Source organism: Aromatoleum toluolicum, assembly GCF_012911005.2.
Taxonomy (GTDB): domain Bacteria; phylum Pseudomonadota; class Gammaproteobacteria; order Burkholderiales; family Rhodocyclaceae; genus Aromatoleum; species Aromatoleum toluolicum.
The window spans coordinates 1-424 of sequence record NZ_WTVS01000237.1; the positions used below are offsets into that span (position 1 = coordinate 1).

The 424-nt window shown below is 66.7% G+C and carries 1 protein-coding gene; it reads left to right on the forward strand.

Translation table 11 applies throughout. The annotated features are described in order from the left end of the window. On the forward strand, positions 1 to 424 hold a 424-nt coding region (locus GPA27_RS28535; protein WP_169143750.1), incomplete at both ends, for a TonB-dependent receptor domain-containing protein.

Sequence of the window (424 nt, forward strand, 5' to 3'; positions counted from 1 at the left end):
GCGCAACACCGACCCCGACACCGCTGCCGCGCAAGAACTGCTCTCGGGCAAGCGCCACGCCACCGGCATGGAGTTCAACCTGGCGGGCCGCCTCACGCCCCAATGGGAACTGTTCTTCAACCACACCTGGATCCCGTCGGCCAAGATCGACAAGAGCAACGTGGTGCTGGCCTCCAACGGCGGCGGCGCGCAGGTGCAGGGTGACCGACCCGGCCTCACGCCCAAGCACAGCGGCAGCGTGTGGAGCACCTACGCCGTCACCTCCAAGCTGCGTGTGGGTGCTGGCCTGACATACCGCGCCAAGCAGAACCCCGAGGGCTCGCGCGCCGTGTACGCCAGCGGCTTTGCCGTGGTGGACGCCATGGCCGAGTACGCGTTTGACGACAAGACCTCGCTGAAGCTGAACGTGAGCAACCTGTTCGAC